5 protein-coding genes are annotated in these 7317 nt (G+C 70.1%); 2 read left to right on the top strand and 3 right to left on the bottom strand.

Annotated features, from left to right (window positions below; all coding sequences use genetic code 11):
* Positions 1–29: 29 nt before the first annotated feature.
* Entirely contained in the window at positions 30–2591 is a 2562-nt protein-coding gene (gene pepN, locus ACWGH4_RS27160) for an aminopeptidase N (protein ID WP_453465575.1), read from the bottom strand.
* 116 nt (positions 2592–2707) lie between these two features.
* Between pepN and ACWGH4_RS27155 the strand changes: the two genes are divergently transcribed.
* Positions 2708–3346 carry a mycothiol-dependent nitroreductase Rv2466c family protein gene (locus ACWGH4_RS27155; protein ID WP_441263019.1) on the top strand — a complete coding sequence of 213 codons (639 nt, stop codon included), beginning with the start codon at positions 2708–2710 and terminating at the stop codon, positions 3344–3346.
* Positions 3347–3471: 125 nt separating this feature from the next.
* On the opposite strand, the gene ACWGH4_RS27150 is transcribed toward ACWGH4_RS27155, so the two are convergent.
* Entirely contained in the window at positions 3472–4890 is a 1419-nt protein-coding gene (locus ACWGH4_RS27150; protein WP_453465573.1) for an amino acid permease, read from the bottom strand.
* Positions 4891–5026: 136 nt separating this feature from the next.
* Positions 5027–6412 (bottom strand): amino acid permease, encoded by a 1386-nt coding sequence (locus ACWGH4_RS27145; RefSeq protein ID WP_453465571.1) that lies wholly within the window; start codon positions 6410–6412, stop codon positions 5027–5029.
* Positions 6413–6675: 263 nt separating this feature from the next.
* On the opposite strand from ACWGH4_RS27145, the gene ACWGH4_RS27140 reads away from it, so the two are divergent.
* Entirely contained in the window at positions 6676–7260 is a 585-nt protein-coding gene (locus ACWGH4_RS27140; RefSeq protein WP_453465569.1) for a biotin transporter BioY, read from the top strand.
* Positions 7261–7317: the final 57 nt, after the last annotated feature.

The following is a 7317-nucleotide window of genomic DNA, read 5'->3' as shown; positions in this document are numbered from 1 at the left end:
GGCGGACCCCGCGGGCCGCGCCCCGACCATCACGCCCCGTCGCGCTCCTGCGCCCGCAACGCCCTCGCCAGATCGTCGCGGGACTCCGCGACCAGCCGCCGCAGCGCCGGCGCCGCCGACTCGTGCGCGGCCAGCCACTCGTCCGTCGCGTCGAGCGTGGCCCGGGAGTCCTGGAGGGACGGGTACAGGCCCCGCACCACGTCCATCCCGATCTGGATCGACCGCTCGGACCACACCCGCTCGATCGCCTCGAAGTACTTCTCGGTGTACGGGGCGGTCAGTTCACGCTGCGACGGCTGGACGAAGCCCGAGATCGTCGCCTCGACGAGCGCGTTGGACAGCTTGTCCGACTCCACCACCGTCGCCCACGCCTGGTCCTTGACCGCGGCCGACGGCCGCGACGCCAGGCAGCGCACCTCGTGCCGCTTGCCGGAGGCCGTGTCGTCGCGCGCCAGTTCCGCCGCGATCGCCGACTCGTCGGCGATCCCGTGCGCGGCCAGCGGTTCCAGGAACGACCAGCGCAGTTCCTGATCGACGTCCAGGCCCTCGATCTTCTCTGTGCCCGCCAGCAGCCCGGAGAGCAGCCGGAAGTCCGAGTCGTCCGTCGCCACCGAGGCGAAGAAGCGGGCCCACGTCAGCTGGTGCTGGCTGCCCGGCTCCGCGCGCCGCAGTTCGTCCAGCGCGCCGGACGCGAGCAGCCGGCCGCTCTCCTCGCGCCACTGCGGGGCCACGTAGTGCACGAGGGCCGACCGCGTCCACGCGTGGAGCATCTGCAGCACACCGATGTCGGACTCGCTCCCGGCGAACTTCAGTACGAGTTCCACGAAGTCGCGCGCCGGCATGAGCGCGTCCCGTGTCAGGTTCCACAGCGCGGACCAGCACAGCGCCCGCGCCAGCGGATCGGTGATGTCACCGAGGTGCGCCCGCAGCGTCGCCAGCGAGTCCTCGTCGAAGCGGACCTTGCAGTAGGTCAGGTCCTCGTCGTTGACCAGGACGAGTCCGGGCCGCTCCTCGCCCGCGAGTTCGGGCACGACCGTGCGCGCGCCGGTGACGTCCACCCCCGCCTGCGCGTACCGCACGAGCTCCGCGTTCTCGATCCGGTAGAGGCCGACGGCCACCCGGTGCGGCCGGAGCGTGTCACCGTCCTGCGAGATCGCCAGCTCGGTGATGCGCCCGTCGGCGTCGTACGCCACCTCGGGCGTCAGCGCGTTCACGCCGGAGGTCTCGAGCCAGGACCGGGACCAGTCCTTCATGTCACGCCCGGACGTCTCCTCCAGCACGGACAGCAGGTCACCGAGCCGGGTGTTGCCGTACGCGTGGCGCTTGAAGTAGCGCCGGGCGCCCTCCATGAACGCGTCCCGGCCCACGTAGGCGACGAGCTGCTTGAGCACGGACGCGCCCTTGGCATACGTGATGCCGTCGAAGTTGAGCTTGGCGTCCTCGAGGTCGCGGATGTCGGCCGTCACCGGGTGCGTCGACGGCAGCTGGTCGGCGCGGTACGCCCAGGCCTTGCGGTTGTTGGCGAAGGTGACCCATCCGTTGGTGAAGCGCGTCGCTTCGACCATCGAGAAGGAGCCCATGAAGTCCGCGAAGGACTCCTTGAGCCACAGGTCGTCCCACCACTGCATGGTGACGAGGTCACCGAACCACATGTGCGCCATCTCGTGCAGGATGACGTTGGCCCGGCGCTCGTACGACGCCTGTGTCACCTTGCCGCGGAAGACGAACTCCTCGCGGAACGTCACGCAGCCGGGGTTCTCCATGGCGCCGATGTTGTACTCGGGCACGAACGCCTGGTCGTACTTCCCGAAGGGGTACGGGTAGTCGAAGTGCTCGTGGAAGAAGTCCAGGCCCTGCTTGGTGACGAGGAAGATGTCGTCGGCGTCGAAGTGCTTGGCGAGCCCCTTTCGGCACATCGCGCCCAGCGGGATCCGCAGGACCGTGCCGTCGGCCAGTTCACGCTCGTACAGGTCGGTCTCGTAGTGGTACGGCCCGGCGACGACCGCCGTGATGTACGTCGAGATCGGCGCCGTCTCGGCGAACCGCCAGGTCCCGTCCTCGGCGCGGGCGCCCTCGCGGTTGCTCCACACCTTCCAGCCCTCGGGGGCGGTCACCTCGAACCGGAACGGCGCCTTGAGGTCGGGCTGTTCGAAGTCGGCGAAGACCCGGCGCGCGTCGGCCGGCTCGTACTGGGTGTAGAGGTAGACCTCGCCGTCCTCGGGATCGACGAAGCGGTGCAGTCCCTCACCGGTGCGGCTGTAGGCGCACCGGGCGTCGACGACGAGCACGTTCTCCGCCGCCAGGTCGTCCAGCGCGATCCGCGAGCCGTCGAAGACGGTCGCGGGGTCCAGCTCACGTCCGTTGAGGGTGACCGCCGTCACGGACGGGGCGAGCAGGTCGACGAAGGTCGAAGCACCCGGCTCGTTCACCCGGAACCGGATCGTGGTCACCGACCGGAAGGTGCGTGGCCCTGAGGCGTCCTCGGGCTCCCCGACCGCGGACCGCACGTCGAGGGCCACCTCGTACCCGTCGACGGACACCAGTCCGGCCCGGGAGCGGGCCTCGTCGCGGGACAGATTCTCACCGGGCACAAGCACTCCTTCGTGTCTCGTTCGAACACGAGCGATCCTCCCACGGGAATCGGCGGAGCCATCGGCGGCGTTGCCCGGGCAGGCGCGCAGGGCGCCGATCCCTTCCGAGGAGTGATATGTCGCACAACGGCAAGACGCCCGTGGACTTCTGGTTCGACCCGCTGTGCCCCTGGGCCTGGATGACCTCCCGCTGGATGCTCGAGGTGGAGAAGGTCCGTGACGTAGAGGTGCGCTGGCATGTGATGAGCCTCGCCGTGCTCAACGAGGACAAGCTCGACGAGCTTCCCGAGGAGTACCGGGACATGCTGGAGAACAAGGCCTGGGGCCCGGTGCGCGTCGTCATCGCGGCCCAGCAGGAGCACGGCGACGAGGTGGTCGGCAAGCTCTACACCGCGCTCGGCACCCGCTTCCACAACGAGGGCATGGGCCCCGGCCGGGAGGCCGTCGTGGCGGCGCTGAAGGACGTCGGTCTGCCCACGTCCCTCGCCGACTTCGCCGACAAGGGCACGTACGACGCCCAGCTGCGCGCCTCCCACAAGGAGGGCATCGAGAAGGTCGGCCAGGAAGTCGGCACGCCGGTCATCGCGGTGCCGGGTTCCGACGGCGAGCAGATCGCCTTCTTCGGTCCGGTCGTCACCCCCGCCCCCAAGGGTGAGGAGGCGGCCCGGCTGTGGGACGGGACGCTCATGGTCGCGTCGATCCCGGGCTTCTACGAGATCAAGCGCACGCGGACCCAGGGCCCCATCTTCGACTGAACCGCCCACCGGACGGCAGCGCCCGCATCCCGGCGGCAGCCGCATCCCGGACAGCACTGTGCCCCCACGAGTACATGACTCGCGGGGGCACAGTGCTGTCCGGGTCGTTCCGTGCGCTGCCGCGCTCAGTCCGTCGCGCCGGCCCCGGTGGCGGACCGGGACTCACGCGTCTTCTGCAGCACGAATCCGACGACGGCGAGGACCAGCGTCAGGACACCGGTGCCGAGCAGCTGCATCCGGGTCTCCTCCTCGCGCAGCATCAGCGCGAAGACGGTCGCCATGCCGGCCAGGGCGAGCAGCGTGAGGCCGGGGAACAGCCACATCTTCACGACCAGCTTCTCGGGGTTCTCCCGCTCGGTGCGGCGGCGCAGCACCAACTGCGAGACGGCGATGAAGAACCAGACGACCAGGATGATCGCGCCGATCGTGTTGAGCAGCCACATGAAGATGTCGTCCGGCCGCCAGTACGACAGCAGCACGCACAGGAAGCCGAAGACGGAGGAGACGAGCACGGCGGTCCGCGGCACGCCGCCGGAGATCCGGCCCAGCGCCGTCGGACCTTGACGGCGGGCGACCAGCGAGCACGCCATCCGGGAGGCGCCGTAGATGTTGGCGTTCATCGCGGAGAGCAGGGCGATCAGCACGACCACGTTCATGATCTGGCCCGCGCCGTCGATCCCCAGGTGGTCCAGGGTCGCGACGTACGGCCCCTTCTCGGCGACCGCCTTCTCGTGCCACGGCACGAGCGTGACGATGACCGCCATCGAGCCGATGTAGAAGACGGCGATACGCCACATCGCGGTGCGAACGGCCTTGGCGACGCCCTGCACCGGGTGCTCGGACTCGGCGGCGGCGATGGTGACCGTCTCCAGACCTCCGTAGGCGAAGACGGAGGCGAGGAGGCCGACGATCAGGCCCTCGCTGCCGTTCGGCATGAAGCCGCCGTCACCCGTGAGGTTGGCGGTGCCCGGGGCCTCGCTGCCCGGAAGGACGCCGGCGATCGCGAGGACGCCGATGCCCAGGAAGAGCACGATCGCGCCGACCTTCAGCGCGGCGAACCAGAACTCGAACTCGCCGAAGTTCTTCACCGCCGCCAGGTTCGTACCGCAGAACACCAGCATGAACAGCGCCACCCAGGCCCACTCGGGAGTCCCGGGGAACCAGCCCGTCATGATGCCCGCGGCGCCGATGGCCTCCAGGCCGACGGCCACGCACAGCAGGAACCAGAACGCCCAGCCGGCGGTGAAGCCGGCCCACGGCCCGATGGCCCGCTCCGCGTGCACGGAGAAGGAGCCGGAGGCGGGGTTGGCCGCCGACATCTCGCCCAGCATCCGCATCACCAGCATGACCAGCAGTCCGGAGAGGGCGTACGCGACGACGATCGACGGTCCGGCCGCGGCGATGCCGGCACCCGATCCCACGAAGAGCCCGGCACCGATGACACCGCCGAGGGCGATCATCGACAGGTGGCGTTGTTTGAGGCCGTGCGTGAGCGTGGCGTCGGCCGGCTGGTCGACGGGCGCGGGCGCGGTGGTCCGAGACATGGGCGTGCCCTGTTCATGAGCTGAGACGGGGGAGCGGCCCAGTGTGGGCATGGTCGCCGCTCACAGGGAACAGATGTCCGCTATACGGTCACGATCTTCACGGAACGTCAACAACCGCACACGGGAACCCCGCGATTCAGCGGCGTCGTTCGCGCAGCTCCCGGACTGCCGAAACCAGCAGTACACCGGCGGTCGCGCCGCTCGACCACAGCACCTGAGGCCGGGCTGCGTCATCGGTGAGCATCAGCCCCAGCACCGCGGCCATCGCGGCGAGCGCGACCCAGGTGAGCCACGGGAAGCCCCACATGCGCAGCGTCAGCTTCTCCGGCGCCTCGCGCTCGAGGCGCCGGCGCAGTCGCAACTGCGACACGGCGATCAGTGCCCAGACGAACAGCAGTACCGCGCCGACCGAGTTGAGCATGTAGAGGAAGACCGAATCAGGCCACTTCAGATTGAGCAGCACGGACACGAAGCCGAACGCGACGGACGCGAGCACCGCCTTGCGCGGCACGCCGCCCAGGCTCAGCTTCAACAGCCCCTTCGGCGCCTCGCCGCGCTCCGCGAGCGAGAACACCATCCGGGAGGCGCCGTACAGGTTGGCGTTGAGCGCGGACAACAGCGCCACGAAGACGACGATCTCCATGATCCGTCCGGCGCTCGGCACCCCGATCGAGTCGAGAACGGAGACATAGGGGCTGAGGCCCGCCTTCTGCGCCGTCCAGGGCATGACGGTCACGATGACGGCCATCGAGCCCACATAGAAGAAGAGGATGCGGACCACCGCGCTGCGCACGGCGCGGCCCACCGCGCGGGCCGGGTCCGCGGTCTCCGCGGCCGCGATGGTGACGACTTCGAGGCCGCCGAAGGCGAAGACGACGGCGAGCACGCCGGAGAGCACGCCGGACCAGCCGCCCGGCAGGAAGCCGCCCTCGCCGGTGAGCCGGGTGAGGCCGACCGGGTCCGTGTCCGGCAGCAGCCCGAAGATCGCCAGAGTGCCGAGTCCCAGGAAGAGCACGATCGCGCCGACCTTGAGTGCGGCGAACCAGAACTCGAACTCGCCGAAGTTCTTCACCGCGGTCAGGTTGGCGGCGGTGAAGACCACCATGAACACCAGCACCCAGCCCCACTGGGGGACGGCGGGTGCCCAGCCGTGGGCGATCGCCGCGGCGGCCGTCGCCTCCGCGGCGAGCACCACCACCAGCAGGAACCAGTACAGCCAGCCGACGCTGAACCCGGCCCAGCGCCCGAGCGCGCGTTCCGCGTGGACGGAGAACGAACCGGAGGCGGGCATCGCGGAGGACATCTCACCGAGCATCCGCATCACCAGCATCGCGAGGGCGCCCGCGATCAGATACGAGAGCACGATGCCGGGGCCGGCCAGGGCGATGCCTGCGCCCGATCCCACGAAGAGGCCCGCGCCGATCACCCCGCCGAGGCCGAGCATCGTCAGATGGCGCTGCTTGAGCCCGTGGCTCAGGGGTTCGGCCTCTGCGGCCAGGGGCGTGGGCGGCGCGTCGCGCATGTGCTGGAGAACTCTCGGATCACTCGGTACGAGTTATGGGGTCCCTACAGTCTTCCCGAGTTGGCACCTCCTGTGCAAAACGGACGCCTAAGCCCCGGACCTCAGTGACGAGCATCACGCCATCGCCGGCATGATCGAGATTCTTTGTGCGAACCCCACCAAGCCGCCAACCGCCGCTTTGTGGGCGGCTGCTGGTGATCGAGCGATTCTCCGTGGGCTACGGTCACCCTGTCCCGAACTGCCCTCACCCTCGCGGAGTCCCGATGAGCACTGCTGCCGCCCCCGTCCGATCGGGGCTCGTCCTCGCCGACCTGCTGCCCGCGTCCCGCGTCCGGGACATCACCCTCGTCGTCGGCGGCGCCGCGCTCACCGGCATCGCGGCGCAGATCGCCGTCCCGGTCCCGGGCTCCCCGGTCCCCGTGTCCGGCCAGACCTTCGCGGCCCTCCTCGTGGGCACCGCGCTGGGCGCGCGCCGCGGCTTCCTCTCCCTCGCCCTGTACGCGGTGGCCGGCATGGCGGGCATGCCGTGGTTCGCGCAGGCGACGTCCGGCTATGCGATGCCGTCCTTCGGCTACATCCTCGGCATGCTGCTCGCCGCGACCGTCGTCGGCCACTTCGCCCGTCGCGGCGCCGACCGTTCCGTGCTGCGCATGGCGGGCACGATGGCGGCCGGCTCGGCGATCATCTACTCGGTGGGCGTCCCCTACCTGGCGCTGGCCACCGGCATGTCCCTCGGTGAGGCGGTCGCGGCCGGCCTTGTGCCGTTCCTGATCGGCGACGCGCTGAAGGCGGCCCTGGCGATGGGCGCGCTGCCGACCGCCTGGAAGCTCATCGGCCGCCGCGGCTGACGCACACGGCCCCCGGCCGCAGAAGAGGCCCGCCCCGGTTCTCGGCATCCTTAAGAC

This window comes from Streptomyces sp. NPDC054847 (assembly GCF_053610925.1).
The sequence above is the reverse complement of the archived record's forward strand: the minus strand, read 5'-3'. Positions and strand labels throughout refer to the sequence as shown.